The organism is Kineococcus terrestris (assembly GCF_041020755.1).
Lineage (GTDB): Bacteria > Actinomycetota > Actinomycetes > Actinomycetales > Kineococcaceae > Kineococcus > Kineococcus terrestris.
In genome coordinates this window covers 96,612-113,796 of sequence record NZ_JBEUEI010000012.1, presented here as the reverse complement: position 1 = coordinate 113,796, position 17,185 = coordinate 96,612, and the positions used below count along the sequence as shown (strand labels likewise).

Annotated in this window: 13 protein-coding genes; 9 read left to right on the top strand and 4 right to left on the bottom strand. The window is 74.3% G+C overall.

What is annotated here, in order from left to right:
* Positions 1–1,202 (bottom strand): acyltransferase family protein (locus tag AB8M62_RS09495; protein WP_369069339.1); only part of this gene is annotated, 1,202 nt, incomplete at its 3' end.
* Positions 1,203–1,416: 214 nt separating this feature from the next.
* Between AB8M62_RS09495 and AB8M62_RS09490 the strand changes: the two genes are divergently transcribed.
* On the top strand, positions 1,417–2,916 hold the full coding sequence (locus tag AB8M62_RS09490; protein ID WP_373694898.1) for a SulP family inorganic anion transporter: 1,500 nt from the start codon (positions 1,417–1,419) through the stop codon (positions 2,914–2,916).
* Positions 2,917–2,938: 22 nt separating this feature from the next.
* Here AB8M62_RS09490 and AB8M62_RS09485 read toward each other — a convergent pair whose 3' ends face one another.
* Entirely contained in the window at positions 2,939–4,357 is a 1,419-nt protein-coding gene (locus tag AB8M62_RS09485; RefSeq protein ID WP_369069337.1) for a hypothetical protein, read from the bottom strand.
* Positions 4,358–4,741: 384 nt separating this feature from the next.
* Here AB8M62_RS09485 and AB8M62_RS09480 point away from each other — a divergent pair, with 384 nt between their 5' ends.
* Positions 4,742–6,274 carry a Wzz/FepE/Etk N-terminal domain-containing protein gene (locus AB8M62_RS09480; protein ID WP_369069336.1) on the top strand — a complete coding sequence of 511 codons (1,533 nt, stop codon included), beginning with the start codon at positions 4,742–4,744 and terminating at the stop codon, positions 6,272–6,274.
* Between the two features lie 98 nt (positions 6,275–6,372).
* Here AB8M62_RS09480 and AB8M62_RS09475 read toward each other — a convergent pair whose 3' ends face one another.
* Complete coding sequence (locus AB8M62_RS09475; RefSeq protein WP_369054986.1) at positions 6,373–7,212, bottom strand: glycosyltransferase family protein; 840 nt, start codon at positions 7,210–7,212, stop codon at positions 6,373–6,375.
* Between the two features lie 419 nt (positions 7,213–7,631).
* On the opposite strand from AB8M62_RS09475, the gene AB8M62_RS09470 reads away from it, so the two are divergent.
* Positions 7,632–9,191 carry a malectin domain-containing carbohydrate-binding protein gene (locus tag AB8M62_RS09470; protein ID WP_369069335.1) on the top strand — a complete coding sequence of 520 codons (1,560 nt, stop codon included), beginning with the start codon at positions 7,632–7,634 and terminating at the stop codon, positions 9,189–9,191.
* 275 nt (positions 9,192–9,466) lie between these two features.
* The gene (locus tag AB8M62_RS09465; protein ID WP_369054983.1) at positions 9,467–10,579 is read left to right on the top strand and encodes a glycosyltransferase; all 1,113 of its coding nucleotides are present in this window, start codon (positions 9,467–9,469) and stop codon (positions 10,577–10,579) included.
* 55 nt (positions 10,580–10,634) lie between these two features.
* Here AB8M62_RS09465 and AB8M62_RS09460 read toward each other — a convergent pair whose 3' ends face one another.
* Positions 10,635–11,666, bottom strand: a complete 1,032-nt coding sequence (locus AB8M62_RS09460) for a glycosyltransferase family 2 protein (protein WP_369054981.1) — start codon at positions 11,664–11,666, stop codon at positions 10,635–10,637.
* A 273-nt stretch (positions 11,667–11,939) separates the two neighbouring features.
* Here AB8M62_RS09460 and AB8M62_RS09455 point away from each other — a divergent pair, with 273 nt between their 5' ends.
* The 5 genes from AB8M62_RS09455 to AB8M62_RS09435 all read left to right on the top strand — a co-directional run bounded on the left by AB8M62_RS09455 (position 11,940) and on the right by AB8M62_RS09435 (position 17,073).
* Positions 11,940–13,136 carry a glycosyltransferase family 4 protein gene (locus AB8M62_RS09455; RefSeq protein ID WP_369054979.1) on the top strand — a complete coding sequence of 399 codons (1,197 nt, stop codon included), beginning with the start codon at positions 11,940–11,942 and terminating at the stop codon, positions 13,134–13,136.
* Between the two features lie 221 nt (positions 13,137–13,357).
* Complete coding sequence (rfbF, locus tag AB8M62_RS09450; RefSeq protein ID WP_369054978.1) at positions 13,358–14,170, top strand: glucose-1-phosphate cytidylyltransferase; 813 nt, start codon at positions 13,358–13,360, stop codon at positions 14,168–14,170.
* Positions 14,171–14,195: 25 nt separating this feature from the next.
* Positions 14,196–15,245: an NAD-dependent epimerase/dehydratase family protein gene (locus AB8M62_RS09445; protein ID WP_369054976.1), complete on the top strand. Its 1,050-nt coding sequence runs from the start codon at positions 14,196–14,198 to the stop codon at positions 15,243–15,245.
* Complete coding sequence (rfbC, locus tag AB8M62_RS09440; protein WP_369069334.1) at positions 15,242–15,787, top strand: dTDP-4-dehydrorhamnose 3,5-epimerase; 546 nt, start codon at positions 15,242–15,244, stop codon at positions 15,785–15,787. Before AB8M62_RS09445 ends, rfbC begins: the two co-directional genes overlap by 4 nt.
* Positions 15,784–17,073 carry an NAD(P)H-dependent oxidoreductase gene (locus tag AB8M62_RS09435; protein WP_369069333.1) on the top strand — a complete coding sequence of 430 codons (1,290 nt, stop codon included), beginning with the start codon at positions 15,784–15,786 and terminating at the stop codon, positions 17,071–17,073. The genes rfbC and AB8M62_RS09435 overlap by 4 nt, the downstream gene beginning before the upstream one ends.
* The last annotated feature ends 112 nt before the right edge of the window (positions 17,074–17,185 follow it).

The window sequence follows — 17,185 nt, the reverse complement described above, 5'->3', positions numbered from 1 at the left end:
CCCCCCCCCCCCCCCCCCCCCCCCCCCCCCCCCCCCGCGCCGGGCGCCCCGCCCGCCCCCCCCCCCCCCCCCCCGCGGCCGATCCGGTCCAGGGCGCCCGGCAGCGGCCGGGTGACCCGGGGCGCGGACTTCATCCGCAGCGCCGGGGCCTCCACCAGCCACCAGGAGGCGGCGGCCACGGCGGCCGCGGTGGCCAGGACCACGACGACGACGGCGGCGACCGGCAGGTCCGCGACGGGCGTGCTGACCAGCAGCACGATCACCGGCCAGTGGTAGATGTACACGCCGTAGGACAGGTCCCAGCCCGGGTCCTGGCGCAGCGGCAGCTTCACCACGGCCAGCAGCACGAGGTAGGCGAACCCGAGGGCGCCGACCGCGCGGTAGTCCTCGAACAGCGCCAGCCCGCCGACGAGGGTCGCGGCGGCCGCGAGGGTCCACGGCCACGTCATGACGACGTGCCCGGAGAACAGGTGCGCCGCGGCGCCCAGGAGGAAGACGAACGTCAGGCGCAGCAGCAGCTCCTGGGGCACGAACCCGACCCCGAACTCCTCGGCGATCGTCGCCACCTGCAGCAGCCCCAGCAGCCCCAGGACGAGGACGGGCTTGCGCCGCAGGACCCCGACGACGCCGAGCGCGGCGACGATCCCGTAGCACAGGGCCTCGTAGAACAGCGTCCACAGGGCGCCGTTGGCGGTGCCGTCGCCGGGGGTGCCGGCGGGCAGGGCCTCGATGTCGAACTGGCGGATCAGCAGCGCCACGTTGTCCACGACGTAGTCGAGCGCGGAGCCGTCGCCGCGGTACACGGCCAACGCGCCACCACCGTTGAGGACGGAGGCCAGCGGGGCGAACACGGCGGCCGTCAGGACGAGGCAGACGTAGAACGCGGGCGCGATGCGCAGGAAGCGGTGCCACAGGTAGCGGCGCAGCGAGGCCAGCCGCAGGAAGCTGGCGGTGACGAGGAAGCCGCTGACGACGAAGAACCCGTCGACGGCCAGGTCGCCCAGCAGGGTCTCGCCCAGCTGCGGCTGCCAGCCGCGGGCCAGTTCCGTGGTGTGGGTGACCGCGACGGTGGCGGCCAGCAGCAGCCGCAGCACCGTCAGGCTGTTCGAGCGCGGGTCGAAGAGGTCGGCCAGCGTGCGCCCGCCCCGGCGGGCGACCGCGGCGGCCGTCGTGGTCGCCGTGACCCCGGGACCCGTCCCCACCGGCGCCCCGGTCCCACCGTCGCTTGCGCGCACCACCCGGTGCGCCCGACCGCCTGCCACACGACCCCCCTGGTCCGTCACCCGCCGAACCGTACCCTCACGTGAGGGTAGAGTTCGAGCAGGAGCCGCACGAGGTGGGAACCGGTGGGCGGCCCACCACCCACCCGGCAGGGGTCGCTCAGGGCCCCGAGAGCAGGAACGGCGGACAGCGCCCGTGACCAACCCCGAAGTGCCGACGCTCCTGCGTCCTCCCCGGCCTCGCGACCGGCCGGCGTGGCTGTCGCCGCGCGTGCTGCGCACCGAGGTCCTGGCGGGCCTGGTCGTGGCGCTGGCCCTGATCCCCGAGGCGATCTCCTTCTCGATCATCGCCGGGGTCGACCCGCGGGTGGGGCTGTTCGCCTCCTTCACGATGGCCGTCTCCATCGCCTTCCTGGGCGGGCGCCCGGCCATGATCTCCGCCGCCACCGGGGCCGTCGCGCTCGTCGTGGCCCCCCTGGTGCGCGAGCACGGCCTGCAGCACCTCATCGCCACCGTCCTGCTCGCCGGCGTCCTCCAGATCGCGCTCGGCCTGCTCGGGGTCGCTCGGCTGATGCGGTTCATCCCGCGCAGCGTGATGGTCGGCTTCGTCAACGCCCTGGCCATCCTGATCCTCACCGCGCAGCTGCCCTACCTGCGGGACGTGCCGTGGACGGTCTACGCGATGGTCGCCGCCGGTATCGCGATCATGGTGTTCCTGCCGAAGCTGACGACGGTGGTGCCCGCGCCGCTGGTCGCGATCGTGCTGCTCACGGGCGTGACGGTCCTGGCCGGGCTCGTCCTGCCGGACGTGGCCGACCAGGGCGAGCTGCCCGACAGCCTGCCGGTGCTCGTGTGGCCGGACGTGCCGCTGACGCTGGACACCCTGTCGATCATCGCCCCCTACGCGGTGGGGGTGGCCCTGGTCGGGCTGATGGAGTCGCTGATGACGGCCAAGCTCGTCGACGACATCACCGACACCCGCTCGAGCGGGACCCGCGAGGCGTGGGGGCAGGGCGCGGCCAACGTCATCACCGGCTTCTTCGGCGGGATGGGCGGCTGCGCGATGATCGGCCAGACGATGATCAACGTGCGGTCCGGGGCGCGGACCCGGCTGTCGACTTTCCTGGCCGGCACGTTCCTGCTCGTCCTCGTCGTGGGCCTCGGCGACGTGGTGGGCACCATCCCGATGGCCGCGCTGGTGGCCGTCATGGTGATGGTCTGCGTGGGGACCTTCGACTGGCACTCGGTGCGCCCGGCGACGCTGCGGCGCATGCCCCGCAGCGAGACCGCCGTCATGCTCTCGACGGTCGCGGTGACGGTGTGGACGCACAACCTGGCCTACGGCGTCATCACCGGTGTCCTGGTCGCCGCGCTGCTGTTCGCCCGCCGGGTCGCGCACCTGGTCGAGGTGACCAGCGCGGTCGACGCGGCCGGGGTGAAGACCTACGCGGTGACCGGCTCGCTGTTCTTCGCCTCCAGCAACGACCTCGTGCACCGGTTCGACCACGCCGGCGACCCCGAGCACGTGGTGATCGACCTGAGCGGAGCGCACGTGTGGGACGCCTCCACCGTCGCCGCCCTCGACGCGATCACCACGAAGTACGCGGCCAGGGGCAAGGACGTCCGCATCGAGGGCCTGAACGCCGCGAGCGCCGAGCGCTACGACCGCCTGGCCGGGCACCTGCCCACGCACTGACCCCGCGGCGAGCGGGAGGGCGTCAGGCCCCGCCGCGCCCGTTCGGGTCGGCCGGGGCCACGGTGACGCGCACCTGCGCCGCCTCGGCGACCTCGCGCGCGTGGTCCTCGGCGGCGCTGCGGGCGCTGGCCCGGCGCTCGTCGTCCAGGTCGCGCTCGAAGCGGTACCCGATGAACAGCGAGCACAGCGGCAGCAGCACGTAGAGCACCTGCGGCTGCAGCAGGGCGCCGGTCAACACGGCGTTGGCGAACAGGCCCGACCACGCCAGCGTGGGCGAGGGCGAGCGCCGGGCGATCGCCAGCACCGCGAACGTCGCGAACAGGACCGTGGCCGGGATGCCGTACTCCAGGACGAGCTTGGCGATCCCGGAGAAGTTGATGGGCAGCCCGGTCGCGCCGAAGATCTGGTCGGCCAGCTGGTCGGCCCAGCCGGCGCCGGCGCCCCACAGCGTGGTGAGGGGGTCGGTGGCCCACGTGCCGAGGATCTGCTCGTAGGGCTGGACGAAGCGCAGGCTGCCGCTGGAGTTGTCCACGGACGCCTCGTCGGTGCGCGAGGCGATGATGGCCCCGAACGGCGTGGCCAGCGCCACGAGCCCGCCGACGACGGCGGCCACGACGATGCGCGCGGTCCACACCCCGCCGCGGCGCAGGGCCAGCAGCACCACGCCGAAGGCGACGTACAGCAGCCCGGTGCCGGAGATGCAGCAGATCATCGCGGCGCCCAGGACGACGGCGCGCAGCAGGCTGGCGCGGCGCACGAGGCTGGACAGCAGCGCCAGCGCGAGGAACTGCGCGAAGATCGACGGCTCGAGGAAGACGAAGGCGTTGGCCCGGTAGACCGAGGCGCCGTACTCGATCGGGTTGGACGTGTTGTAGCCCAGGAACAGGAAGCTGGACGGCACCCAGCTCAGCAGGTAGTCGCGGTAGGCCCACACCCCGGCGACCTGGGCGAGCGTCTGCGCGATGCCGATGCCGGCGAAGACGAGCATGAGCGCCTCGAACCGCGCCAGGACGCGCGGGTACAGGTGCTGGCGCGCCGGGTGCAGCGTGAAGGCGAACGCGACCCAGATGACCGGCAGGTAGACCAGCGACGTGACGGCGCCGACGCCCTCGCTGACGAGGACGATCCCGGCCGCGAGGAAGCAGACCGCCATCGCCACGACGAACACCCGCATCGCGGGCGCGTTCTCCACGACGTCGCCGTGGTAGAGCAGGAAGGCGATCCCGGCGATCGTCACCAGGACGCTGACCGACAGCAGCGGCCCGACCGGCACGGCGAAGCGCTGCAGCACCGTGATGGACAGCAGGACCGCCGTGACGACCGCCATCACGCGCCGGTCGGCGACGGTGCTGGCGCGCAGGCCGCCGTCGGGGTCGCCGGCGGACGTGGCGGCGGACGTGGCGGCGGGGACGGCGCTGGGCCTCTTCGGGGCGATCGGCACGCGGCTGCTCCGGTGGTCGGTCCGTGGGTCCCGGCGGACGGGTGGTCGGGTGCGGACGGGCGGGTGGAGATCGGGTGCACGCTGGTCGCGGGCGTCGCCGCCGGCCGTCCTCGCGTGCCATCGTAGGTGCGCCGGAGGGCCCCGGCGGGGCCCTGGACGGAACCTCCACCAGAACGGTCGACGGTGCGTGACCGCACCACCCGATCAGCGTCACGACCTGCTGCTCCGAGCGGGTCACGCTGCGCGTCCGGGGGGTTCGTCGTGGCCCGGGGCGCGGTCCCCGGTGGGATGATGACGCGGGACCGTCCGTCGACACCGGGCGGACGGCAGGGTGCTCGCGCACCCGGGGGGGACCAGAGGGAGAGGCCTGTGGCGGAGACGCGGATGGGACCGGAACGGCACGGCACGGGCGTCTGGGGCGCCGTGTTCCGGCACCGCTGGAAGGTGCTGGCCGTGGCCGTCGTGCTGGCGCTCGCCGGCTACTTCGGGGCGGGGGCGCTGCTGACGCCGAGCTACACGGCGACGGCGACGATCACCCTGTCCAAGGACCGCCCGTTCGACCCGACGGCGTCGGGCAACCAGGGCGCGCAGCTGGGCGACCCGACGCGGTGGGCCTCGCTGCAGGCGGCGATCGTGGAGTCCAGCACCGTGCTGAGCGCGGCGCAGAACCCCGTCGAGGTGCCGGCCACGGCCGACGAGCCCGCCACCACCGTGCAGGTGCCCGCCACCGAGGCGGACGACTTCCGCGCCGGCCTGACGGTCGAGGCGCAGACGGAGACGAACCAGGTGTTCGTCACCGCCACCGGCACCACCCCGCAGAACGCCGCCGACACGGCCGACGCCATCGCCTACGCCTACCAGGCGCAGGTCCTGGCGCAGGTCACCGCGGCGCGCGACGCGGCCCTGGCGACCGTGCCGGAGACGACCGCCGCGACCGACGCGGCGACGGCCGCCTCCAACGCGCAGCAGGTCCAGCAGATCAACCTGGCGGCCTCCTCGTACGGCTCGGGCGTCGCGAGCATCGACTCGGCCCGCGTGCCCACCTCGCCGTCGCCGCCGTACCCGTGGCAGCTCGGCCTCGTCGGCGGGGTGGTGGGCCTGCTGGCCGCCGCCGGCGCCGTCGCCTGGGGCGCGCACCTGAAGCAGCGCGTCACGGCCCCGCCGCTGACGGGCGTGGCCGAGCTGGCCCGCTGGGGCTCGCTGCCCACCCCGCGCTCGCTGACCGACCCGCTGAGCGGGCCCAGCCGCAGCGCCGGCGTGGTCCTGGTCGGCCTGCAGCACCTCGGCCACCTGCGCACCCCGCGCCTGGAGGTCGGCTCGGTGCTGGTCACGGCCGCCTCCGGCAGCGCGGGCGCCCTGGCCACCGGCCTGGCGGCCTCGGCCGCCCGCGCCGGGCGCCGCGTCGTCCTCGTGGACGCCGACGAGCAGGGCAGCCGCCTGGCCCCGTTCGGCGCCCCCGTCGAGGAGGGGCTGCCGCAGACCCTGCCCGAGCGCCGCTGGGGCGACGAGGTCCGCCCGTGGGTCATCGGCGGCGGCGCCGTCGTCGGGGTGCTCCCGCTGGACGCCCGCTCGCTGCAGCCGCACGTCGTGGGCGCGGGGGTGCGCACCCTCGTCGAGGCCGGCTACCTGGTGATCTTCGTGGGCGGCTCGGTGGTCTCCAGCCCGGTGGCGTTCGCCGTCGCCGGCGAGGTCGACGCCGTCCTCGTGCAGGTGGAGGCCGACCCGCGCGCCGAGGTCGTCAGCAAGACCCTGGCCCAGCTGTCCATCGCCGCCCCGGCCGTGGTGGCGCAGGTCGTCGTCGGGGACACCTCGGGCGGCTCGGGCGGCGACGCCCGGCCCGCGCAGGGCTCGCCGGCCCGCCCGGTGGTCTCCTCCGCCCAGCCCGACCCCGAGGTCGCGGCCTCCCGGCGCGGCTGACCCCGCGCCCCACGAGGAACGGCGCCCCACCCGCACGGGTGGGGCGCCGTTCGTCGTCCCGGGGCCGGTGCGCGCCCGGCGCGGCGTCGGGCGCGGCGTCAGGCGAGGGCGCCCGCGGCCCAGCGCCGGGTGCTCTCCGCCAGCTGCGCCCAGTCGCCGGGGGCCACCCAGCCCTCCTCGCCGTGCGTGGCCAGCACGGGCCGCGCGCCCAGCAGCGCGCGCCGCCGCGCGGGCCGGCGCAGCGCGGCCCGCGCGTCCACCGCCAGGCGCAGCGCCGCCAGGTAGCCGTGCCGGGCCGCGGCCACGTGCGCCGGCACGGGGTCGTCGGTGGGGTGGTGCACGACGAGGTCGCGCACCGAGAACCGGGGTCGGCCGGCCAGGGTCATGCAGGTGGTGACGTCGAAGTCGCCGCCGGACCACGCGCACAGCGCCAGCAGGCGCTCGTCCTGGCGCAGCGCCCCGGCCCGGGCGGCGAAGGTGCTCGTCGTGCTCTCGATCCGCTCCCAGCGCTGCGGCGCGCCCGGCTCGTCGGGCGCCGGACCGTACGGGGCGAGGTAGTCCGCGTCGGGGTGCGAGCGCGCGGCCGCGACCAGCTCCACGAGGGCGTCCGGGCGCCACAGGTAGTCGTCCTCGGCGAGGAGGACGAGGTCGCCGGCCGGCCACTCCCGCCGCCGCGGCAGCGAGACGGCGTGCAGGTAGCTGCGCCGGTTGTCGCCGGCGCTGATCGTCACCAGGTCGCCCCACGCGCGCGCCAGCGCCGTCGTCGCCGGGTCCAGCGGCCCGTCGCCCAGGACGACGAGCTCGACGTCCAGGCCCTCGCCGCGGGCGCGCTCGACCGCGCGCAGGAACGACTGCAGCGCGACCTCCTTGGAGTACCACTCCGGGCGCCCCTTGGCGTTCTCGCCGCCGTGCGTGCGGTAGACGGCGTGCAGTCGCACGGTCCCCCCTGCGTCGGTGTCGCTGGTGCCGGTGGCCGGCGGGACCGGTGCGGGCCCGCCGCGGCGGGGCACTGGCGCCCCGCTCGGTCGGAGGTTACCGGTGCGGGCACGGTCCGGGGAGGTGCTGTCACCGTGCGTGCGCGCTCCTCGTGCGGCGGTCACCCGATCGGCGCAACCCGACCCGCGCTCGTCACGGCCCGTGGAGACCGGGGGAGTTCATCGCGCGCGGTGGCCGCCGCGTTACAGGTTCCGCGCCGTTCCGGCTCAAGGCCCTCGGGGACCTCCCCGAGAACTCCTGCAGCACCCCAGTGGACTTCCGCACCACCAGAACGCTTCCCGAACCACCCCGGACGACCGCACCGGGACCGCCGCGCGCCGCAGCGCGCAGCGTCCCCCCACCTGCGAACGAGGTCACCCCCATGCGCGCCACCACCAGGTTCCTGCTGTCCGCCACCGCCGTCGCCGTCGCCACCGCCGGCCTGACCACCGCCGGCGCCGCCTCCGCGTCGGCCAACGGCACGACCGTGCGCGTCAGCACGCAGAAGAGCGCCGTGACGGACGCCGCCGGGAACACGTGGTCCGCCGGCACCGGCTTCACCGGCGGGTACCAGGTGCCCTCGGTCACCGCGAACGACATCCGCGGCACCGCCGACGACCGCCTGTACCAGTCGGAGCACTGGGGCATGAGCGCCTGGCGCGCGCAGGTGCCGAACGGCACCTACGACGTGACGCTGAAGATGGCCGAGACGTACTTCGGCGCGAAGGGCGCCCGGGTGTTCTCCGTCACCGCCGAGGGCGCGCGGGTCGTCACCGACCTGGACCTGTTCGCCGTCGCGGGCAAGGACACCGCCGTGGACCGCACGTTCCGCGTCACCGTCGCCGACGGCTCGCTGGACCTCGGGTTCTCCGCCACCCGCAACCACGCCAAGGTCGGTGCGGTGCAGGTCGTCCCGGTCACGACCGGTGCCGTCGTGCAGAACCCCCGGCCCGTGAGCCCGTCCCCGGCGCCCGCCCCCGTCGTGCCGGCGCCCGCCCCGGCTCCGGCTCCCGCCCCGGTCCCGGCTCCCGCCCCGGCCCCCGCGCCCGCCCCGGCTCCCGCCACGGCCGGCCCGTGGAAGTCCGGCGCCTCCGGCGTCGGTGTCGCCTCCGGAGCGTTCGGCGCCTGGCGCGGCTCGCAGGTGGGCATCGCCGCGACGTGGTCGGACAACAACACCTCCGCCGCGAACTTCTGGCAGCTGGACCGCGGCGCCGAGTACGGCAGCTGGACCGGCGACCTCGACGTCGCGGTCGGCGCGTTCGACCGCGGCGAGAGCTGGTCGGCCGCCGCCCGCGGTGCGTACGACGCCCGCTGGCGCGCCTCGCTGACCACGCTGCGCACGAAGTGGGGCAACCGCCCCGGCACCGTCCACATCCGCTTCGCGCACGAGATGAACGGCAACTGGTACCCGTGGAGCGTGAACGCGGGCAACGCGCAGGAGTTCGTCGCGGCGTGGAAGCGCTACCGCGCGCTGCAGAAGGAGGTCTTCCCGGGCGCCAAGCTGGTCTTCAACGTCAACCGCGAGTCCGTCGGCTCGAACGTCGACTGGCGCAAGACCTTCCCGGGCACGCAGTTCGTCGACGTGATGGGCGTCGACTACTACAACCAGTACCCGTACGCGGGTGACGCGGCGACGTTCGCCTCCTCCCTGCAGCAGGTCGACGGCTTCGGCGCCCCCAAGGGCCTGGCCCAGCACCTGGCCTTCGCCAAGAGCGTCGGGCTGCCGCTGTCGGTCTCGGAGTGGTCCGGCAACGCCGACAACGGCGACTCGCCCGCGTTCGTCCAGGGCATGTTCGACTTCTTCCGCGCCAACGGCGGCACCGGTGCGGGCAAGCTGCTGTACGAGGTGCAGTTCAACTGCGACATCGACGCCAAGCGCTGGCTGCTGACCGAGGGCACCCGCATGCCGAAGTCCGCCGCCAAGTACCGCGAGCTGTTCTGAGCCCCGCCGCGCGCGAGCGCACCCGCTGACCGGACCCCGGTCGCGACCTCCCGGTCGCGGCCGGGGTCCTCGCCGTCCACGACTGTGAGTCACGATGGCGGTACTGACCGTGAGATGCGGGCCTGGAGAACCCCGACGGCGCACCCGCGAGGTGCTGCGACTTCCCCGCCGCGTGCCCCCGCGGGTACTGTCGGTGCCGATCCGTGCGGCCGGGGGGTGCGCGGACGTGGACGCAGACCGGGCGCCCGGCGCGCCAGCACCCGTGGGGGGAACCGATGACCGTTGCACGGTCCGCGCTCGCCGTCGCCCTGGCGACGTCCACCGCCGTGGGGCACCTCGTGTACCCCGTGGCCCTGCACCTGGCCGCCCGGGCCAAGCGCCCGCCGCAGGTCGAGGCCCCGCCGCAGTGGCCGGGCGTCACCGTGCTGGTGCCGGCGTACCTGGAGCGCGGCGTCATCGCCGCCAAGGTCGACAACGTCCGCAAGAACGGCTACCAGGGCGAGCTGGAGGTCCTCGTGGTCGCCGACGGCGACCCCGCGACCGCCGACGCGGCCCGCGCCGCCGGTGCGCGCGTGCTGCTGCTGGCCGAGCGCGGCGGCAAGTCGCAGGCCCTCAACGCCGGCGTGCGCGCGGCCACCCACGACCTCGTCGTCATCAGCGACGCGAACTCCGAGCTGGAGTACGACGCCATCGCCTACCTCGTCTCCGCGCTGCTCGCGCCCGGCACGGGCGCCGTGGCGGGGGAGAAGCTCGAGGGCGAGGGCGGTGAGCTGGCCTACTGGCGCTTCGAGAGCTGGATCAAGCGCAACGAGGCGCGCCTGGGCACCACGCTCGGGCTCGACGGCGGCCTGTGCGCCGTCCGGCGCGAGGCGTGGGAGCCGATCCCCGCGGACATCTCCAACGACGACTTCTGGGTCGCCCTCGACGTCATGGACCGCGGCTGGTCGGTGGCCTACGAGCCGCGCGCGCTGATGACCGAGCCGTCCATCGGCTCGATCGACCTGTCCTGGGAGCGCAAGACGCGCGTGCTGGGCGGCGGCCTGTGGGTCATGTGGCGCAAGAAGCACCTGCTCTCGCCCGCCCGCGGCCTCGTCAGCGCCGAGCTGTGGGGCCACAAGCTGTGGCGCTCCACCCTGGGACCGCTCAGCCACGTCGCCCTGCTGGGGCTGGCCGCCGGCTCGGCCCGGCGCAGCCGCACCGCGCAGGTGTTCCTCGCCGGGCACGCCGTCGCCGCGGCCGCGCTCGTGGCGCAGGAGAAGGGCCGCCGCGTGCCGCTGCCCGGCCGCGTGGCCGCGCAGGTGCTGTACCTGCAGGTCGTCGCCGTGGGCGGGATGCGCCGCTTCCTGCGCGGCGACCGCGTCCTGAAGTGGGACAAGCCCGCCCGCTGACCGCGCGCCCGCGGCCCCGGCGCTGCGCCGGGGCCGCGGGCGGTCCCGCTGCCCGTCAGGGCACGCGCGGGGAGCGCTCCATGACGACCTTGCCGGCCACGCTGGCGCGGCCCGTGGTCACGCCCTTGACGTAGGCCCAGTGCTGGCTGGCGCGGTCGCTCTGGCGCAGCACCGTGCGCTGCGCGGCGCGCACGGCGTACCCGGCGGCCAGCGCCGTCGTCAGCAGCCGGTGCGAGGGCCCGCCGTGGTGGCGGGCCAGGTAGCGCGACATCGCCGCCCCGCGCAGCCGCAGCATCTCCAGCGACGGCGCGCCGGACCCCCCGGCGGCGTGCGGCACGAGGACGTCGGTGCGCAGCTTCTCGTGCAGCCCGTGCTCGCGGGCGGCGCGCCCGAAGGCCATGTCCTCGTTGTAGACGTAGAACTCCTCGTCGAAACCGCCCAGCTCGACGAAGGTGCTGCGGCGCACCGCCATGCACGCGCCGGTCGTCCAGTCGACGGTGAGGTCCTCGCCCGGGCGGGGCTTGGCGTACAGGCCGGCGCGCGGCATCAGCTTGTGCAGGCCCGCGGAGTGCACGAGGGCCCGGCGCACGGTGGGCTCCCACCCGCCCACGCCCAGCTCGACGTGCCCGTCGACGCCCACCATCGTCGCCGCGCTGGCCGCGCAGGACGGGTCGTCGGCGACGTCGGCGAGGATCTGCGCGAACGCGGCGACGGTCGGGCGGGAGTCGGGGTTGCCGAACACCACGAACTCGTGGGTGCTGCTGCGCGCGCCCATGTTGGCCGCGCGGGCGAAACCCTTGCCGCCGCCGGAGTCCACGTAGCGCCCCCGCGGGCGCGCCTCGACGACGGCGCGCACGCCGTCGGCGTCGCACGCGTTGTCCACGACGACCACGGGCAGCTGCTCGGGCAGCCCGGCCAGCAGCTCGCGCAGCTGGTGGGCGCTCTTGTAGCTGACCAGGACCAGTTCCGCGTCGAAGCTGCGGGCCGGGTCCGCGGGGTGGCGCACGCGCCCGTCCGCGGTCACCGGACCGGGTGCTCCCCCGGCTCCGTCGTCCGTCGCCGCGTCGACCCGCACGTCCACCGTCACGTCTCCCCCGTCTCCACGGCGGGCGGACCCGTTCCCCCCGGTCTCGCCCGCGCCGCGTGTCGTGTGTCACGCCCAGGATAGGTGCACGGCGGCGCGCGGCGGGGGAGTTGTCCCGCCCGTCGCCCGGGCGTCACCCGCACGGGGGCCGTCCGGGTGACGGGGGCGAGCGCCCGTGCACGTCCGGTCCACCCGGGCTCCGCTGCGGGGCCGCGCCGCGCGGCGGTCTGGTAGAGAGGGGCCGACCGCGGGACGTTCGAGGGGGGACCGGAGCGCATGGCGCCGGAGCAGCAGGAGCAGCAGGAGCAGCAGCGGGCGGCGGGGGGCCGCCGGGCCTGGGTGGTGCTCAAGCAGCTGCCCGCGCGCACCGACTCCGGGGGCCGGCAGCGCTCGCGCGCCGTCCTGGACGCCTACGCGCAGGTGTTCGACGACGTGCAGGTGACCGGGTTCGACGAGTGGCCGGACTGGCGCGAGCAGCTGCCCGCCCACGTGACGGTGCACCACGTCGGCTCGCCGTCGCCGCGACCGGGCGCGGTGCTGCGCGCGTCGGCGTTCGCGGGCAAGTGGTTCTCCCCGGCGCTGCACGCCCTGCTGCGGCGCGAGCTGCGTCCCGGGGACGTGCTGCACGTGGACTTCCCGCAGATGGCCGTCAACGTGCCGGCCGGCGTCGCGGTGGACGTGCTGGACCTGCACAACGTGGAGGCCGACCTGCTGGAGCGGCGGCTGCGCACCGAGCGCCCGGTGCTGGGCCGCCTGCTGGCCCCCGAGGTCGAGCGGTTCCGCCGGTACGAGGTGACCGCCGCGCGCCGGGCCCGGCACGTCACCGCCTGCAGCCGCCGCGACCAGGAGGTGCTGCGCGCCAACGGCGTGGAGACGGTGCTCGTGCCCAACGGGGTGACGGCCGCGGGCCGCGCGCCGCAGCCGGCGCCGGGGCTGGGCCGCGCGCTGTTCGTGGGGGCCGCCGACTACGGCCCGAACAAGCAGGCGCTGCGCTGGTTCCTGGACGAGGTGTGGCCCCTGGTGCACGAGCGCGAGCCGCGGGCGCGGTTCACCGCCGTGGGCCGCAACCTGGCGCAGGTGCACCCGCGCGAGTCGGGGGAGCCGGAGGGCGTGGAGTTCCGCTCCGACGTGCCGAGCGTGGACCCGTTCTACGCCGAGGCCGACGTGTGCGTGGTGCCGCTGCTGTCCGGCGGCGGGACGAAGATCAAGCTCGTCGAGGCGCTGAGCCGGGGGCGGGCGGTGCTGACGACGTCGCTGGGGCTGGAGGGGCTGGAGGGGCACCGCGACGTCGTGGAGGTCGCCGACGGGGCGCAGGAGTTCGCCGACGCCCTGGCCGCGCTGCTGGGCGACCCGGCCCGGGCCGCGGAGCTGGGCCGCCGGGCCGCCGAGCGGGTCGCGCAGAGCGGATCGGTGTCCTGGCAGGACGCGATGACTCCGCTGCGTGACCTCCTGGTTTCCCTGCGTCAGAACTGAGGTGCGGGCGGGCCGATGTCCGCCCGAAGGAGTGAAGTTAACGCTCCGTGATCAGTGTGCTGTAGTAACGTCGCAGCGCACCCGGACGCCGGTGGCAGCGCGGTTCGTGGGGGGTCGCGCCGCCGCTCCAGACGTCCACCCGTGCCCCGTCCGGGGCCGGGCAGCGTCGTGCGCCCCCCACGTGTCGATGACCGACGACTCGATCAGTGAGGGAAGTGCCGATGAGCACGCAGACGCCCGTGTCCGAGATCCCCGTGGTCATCCTCTGCGGAGGCATGGGCACCCGGCTGCGCGAGGCCAGCGAGAAGCTGCCCAAGCCGCTGGTCGACATCGGCGGCCGGCCGATCCTGTGGCACATCATGAAGCTCTACAGCGCGCACGGCTTCCGCAAGTTCGTGCTGTGCCTGGGCTACAAGTCCGACATGATCAAGCGGTACTTCCTGGACTACCGCCTCAACGCCGGCGACTTCACGCTGAACCTGTCCTCGCAGGAGGCCCCCACCTACCACGCCGACGGCGTGCAGGAGGACTGGGAGATCACCTTCGTCGAGACGGGCCTGACCACCGCCACCGCGGCCCGCATCAAGCGCGTCGAGCAGCACCTGACCGCCGACAGGTTCGTCCTGACCTACGGCGACGGCCTCGGCGACGTCGACATCGCCAAGACGCTGCGCGACCACGAGGCCGGCGGCCGCCTGGCCACCGTCACCGCGGTGCACCCCAGCTCGCGCTACGGCGAGATGCACGTCACCGGTGACACCGTCACCGAGTTCAACGAGAAGCCGACCCTGGCCGACGGCTGGGTCAACGGCGGGTTCTTCGTCTTCGACCGCGCGTTCGCGGACAAGTACCTCGAGGACGACCCGGACATGATGCTGGAGCAGAAGCCGCTGCAGACCGTCGCCCGCGACGGCCAGCTGACCGTCTCCAAGCACGAGGGCTACTGGCTGGGCATGGACACCTTCCGCGAGTGGACCGAGTTCAACAAGCTCTGGGACTCCGGCCAGGCGCCGTGGAAGATCTGGGAAGACTGAGGACCGAGGGAACCGGAGAACACCCGTGAAGATCGTCGTCACCGGCACCGAGGGCTACCTCGGCTGCCTGCTCGCCCCGACCCTGCTCGACGCCGGCCACTCGGTCGTCGGCATCGACACCGGCTACTACCGCAACGGCTGGCTCTACAACGGCGCCACGGCGTCCGTGGAGACCCTGGCCAAGGACATCCGCCACGTCACCGAGGCCGACCTGGCCGGTGCCGACGCCGTCGTCCACATGGCCGAGCTGTCCAACGACCCGCTGGGCGAGCTCATCCCCGACGTCACGTTCACCGTGAACCACAAGGGGTCCGTGCGCCTGGCCGAGACCGCCAAGCGCGCCGGCGTGCAGCGCTTCGTCTACATGTCCAGCTGCTCCGTGTACGGCGTGGCCGAGGACACCGTCGACGAGACCTCGCCGGTGAACCCGCAGACCGCCTACGCCGAGTGCAAGGCGCTCGTCGAGCGCGACGTCGCCCCGCTGGCCGACGACGACTTCTCGCCGACGTTCATGCGCAACGCGACGGCCTACGGCGCCTCCCCGCGCCAGCGCTTCGACATCGTGCTGAACAACCTCGCGGGTCTCGCCTACACCACCGGCAAGATCGCCATGACGTCCGACGGCTCCCCGTGGCGCCCGCTCGTGCACGGCCTGGACATCGCCAAGTCGATCCGCGCCGTGCTCGACGCCCCGCGCGAGGCGGTCCACAACCAGGTGTTCAACGTGGGCGACTCCAAGCAGGTCTACCGCGTGCGCGAGATCGCCGAGGCGGTCGGCCGCGCGCTGCCCGAGGCGCAGATCACCTTCGGCCAGAGCAACGGCGACAACCGCAGCTACAAGGTGAACTTCGACAAGATCCACGACTCGCTGCCCGGTTTCTCCTGCGACTGGGACGCCGACAAGGGCGCCGCCCAGCTCGTCGAGGTGTTCCGCGCCATCGACCTGGACGAGGCGACGTTCACCGGCCGCGGGCACACCCGCCTCAAGCAGCTGGAGCACCTCATCCGCACGGGGCAGCTCGACAAGGACCTGTTCTGGCGCAAGTTCGCCGGCTCGGAGGGCGTGGGCGCGTGAGGATCAGCACCACCGCGATCGAGGGCGTCGCGATCGTCGACCTCGAGGAGCGCGCCGACGAGCGCGGCTTCTTCGCCCGCACGTTCTGCCGCGATGAGTTCGAGGCGGCCGGGCTCGTGCCCGCCGTCGAGCAGTGCAACCTGTCGTACAACCACCTGGCGGGCACGCTGCGCGGCATGCACACCCAGGTCGACCCCGCCCCCGAGGCCAAGCTGGTGCGCTGCACCGCCGGCGCGATCCAGGACGTCATCGTCGACCTGCGCGCCGGCTCGCCCACGTACCTGCAGCACGTGGCCGTCGAGCTGACCGCGGAGAACCGGCGCGCCCTGTACGTGCCGCCGTACTTCGCGCACGGCTACCTCACGCTGACCGACGGCGCCGAGGTCGTGTACCAGGTGAGCCAGAAGTACACCCCGGGCACCGAGCGCGGCCTGCGCTGGGACGACCCGGACCTGGCGCTGCCGTGGGCGCGCGACGTCGCCGTCATCAGCGAGAAGGACCAGAGCTGGACGCTGCTGGCCGACGGGGCGGTGCTGTCGTGATCATCGTCGACAGCGCGCTGAAGCAGCGCCAGGCCGAGGGCCGCCCGATCCGCGTCGCGCTGGTCGGCGCCGGGTTCATGGGCCGCGGCGTCGTCAACCAGGTCGTGAACTCCGTGCCCGGCATGGAGCTCGTCGCCATCGCCAACCGCACCGTGTCCAAGGCCCGCGACGCCTACGAGCAGGCCGGGCTGAGCGGCGTGGTCGAGGCGGACGACGCCGCGGGCGTCGACCGCGCCATCGCCCAGGGGCACCCCGTCGTCTCCGCCAGCTACGAGGCCGTCGTGGACGCCGGGCAGGTCGAGGCCGTCGTCGAGGCCACCGGCAACACCGAGTACGGCGCCCACGTCGTCGTGCGGGCCATCGAGGCCGGCAAGCACGTCGTGCTGCTGAACGCCGAGGTCGACGGCACCGCCGGCCTCGCGCTGCGCACCCGCGCCGAGAAGGCCGGCGTCGTCTACACCGGCGCCGACGGCGACCAGCCCGGCGTGCAGATGAACCTCCTGCGGTTCGTGCGCTCCATCGGCGTCACGCCGCTGGTGGCCGGCAACATCAAGGGCCTGCAGGACGAGTACCGCAACCCCACCACCCAGGAGGGTTTCGCGAGGAAGTGGGGCCAGGACCCGTACATGGTGACGAGCTTCGCCGACGGCACGAAGGTGTCGTTCGAGCAGGCCCTCGTCGCCAACGCGGCCGGGTTCACCGTGGAGCGGCGCGGCATGCGCGGCGCCGACCACCACGGCCACGTCGACGAGCTGACCGGGAAGTACGACGTCGAGCAGCTGAAGGAGCTCGGCGGCGTCGTCGACTACGTCGTCGGCTCCAAGCCGGGCCCGGGCGTGTACGTCCTCGGCACCCACGACGACCCGAAGCAGCAGCACTACCTCAACCTCTACAAGCTGGGCGAGGGACCGCTGTACTCCTTCTACACGCCGTACCACCTGTGCCACTTCGAGGTGCCGCTGACCGTGGCCCGCGCGGTCCTGTTCGCCGACGCGGCGATCGTGCCCTCGGACCGCGTGCACGTCGAGGTCGTCACCACGGCCAAGACCGACCTCGCGGCCGGCGAGGAGATCGACCGCCTCGGCGGGTACGACACCTACGGCGTGGCCGAGCGCTACGACGTCACGAAGGCGCAGGGCCTGCTGCCGATGGGCGTCGCCGAGGGCTGCGTCCTCAAGCGCGACGTGAAGAAGGACCAGGTCCTCACCTACGACGACGTCGTCCTGCCGCAGGGCCGGCTCATCGACGCCCTGCGCGTCGAGCAGGCCGCCATCCTCGGCGACTGAGGGACCGCACGACCCCGAACCCGTCGTGATCTCGCCCGAGTCACACGCCCGCCCGGCCGGTCCTCCCGGTCTGCTAGGGATGGCGTGTGACTCGGTGCAAGATCACGGCGGG